Raw genomic sequence first — 249 nt, forward strand, 5'->3', positions numbered from 1 at the left:
CGTCGGTCCCGCGCTGCTCGGCGGCCTGGTGCTGATCGTGATGCTCATTGGCTTTACGGTGATGCAGCACGCCTTCGCCGGCGGCGGCGCCACCACCGGCGTCGTCTCCGATGTCGAGCGCCGCGCGGAAGCGGTCCTGGTCGAGCGGGTGCAGCACCTCGAGCCATTTCGCGGCGGGGCCTTCCAGCGTGCCGCGCTTCAGCCCGAGCAGGGCCTCGGTCTCGGGGCTGGTGAACACCTTGTCGGCGG

At 71.5% G+C, this 249-nt stretch carries 1 protein-coding gene; it reads right to left on the reverse strand.

Features of this window, described 5'->3' with window-relative positions; all coding sequences use genetic code 11:
- Positions 1-249: PAS domain-containing protein (locus FNJ47_RS52245; RefSeq protein WP_236000616.1), on the reverse strand; the 249-nt coding region annotated here is incomplete at both ends.

The sequence above is a fragment of the Bradyrhizobium uaiense genome, from assembly GCF_010811875.1.
Classification (GTDB): domain Bacteria; phylum Pseudomonadota; class Alphaproteobacteria; order Rhizobiales; family Xanthobacteraceae; genus Bradyrhizobium; species Bradyrhizobium uaiense.